This window comes from Methanosarcina spelaei (assembly GCF_002287235.1).
Lineage (GTDB): Archaea > Halobacteriota > Methanosarcinia > Methanosarcinales > Methanosarcinaceae > Methanosarcina > Methanosarcina spelaei.
The window spans coordinates 1-350 of sequence record NZ_LMVP01000437.1; the positions used below are offsets into that span (position 1 = coordinate 1).

Genomic DNA, 350 nt, shown 5'->3' on the forward strand with positions numbered 1-350 from the left:
TACTTTACAAAGTTCATTTTCATAATACTCGGATTTCGAGCTGCTGACCATCCAAGTACTGTTGGAACTCTAAAGAGAAAGTACATATATGCTTTCATCAAAACCTGTCCAGGGACGTGTATCAGCGAGATTGCAAGTGATATGAGCCTGAGTAGGGGATCTCTTCGTTATCATCTCAATATTCTCGAAACAGAAAATATGATTGAAGCCCACAATGATTGCGGAAAGATCCGGTATTTCCAGAATAATTCTACATACAGTGAGGAAGAAAAACTGGTTATTTCAGTCCTTCAAAATGAGATGACCCGGAAAATAGTTCTGAAAATATTAAAGGAAGAATGCAACACCAA

General features: G+C 37.7%; 1 pseudogene. It reads left to right on the top strand.

Features of this window, described 5'->3' with window-relative positions:
* Positions 1-129: 129 nt before the first annotated feature.
* Positions 130-350: pseudogene (locus tag ASJ81_RS23860) on the top strand (winged helix-turn-helix transcriptional regulator); the annotation flags it as partial.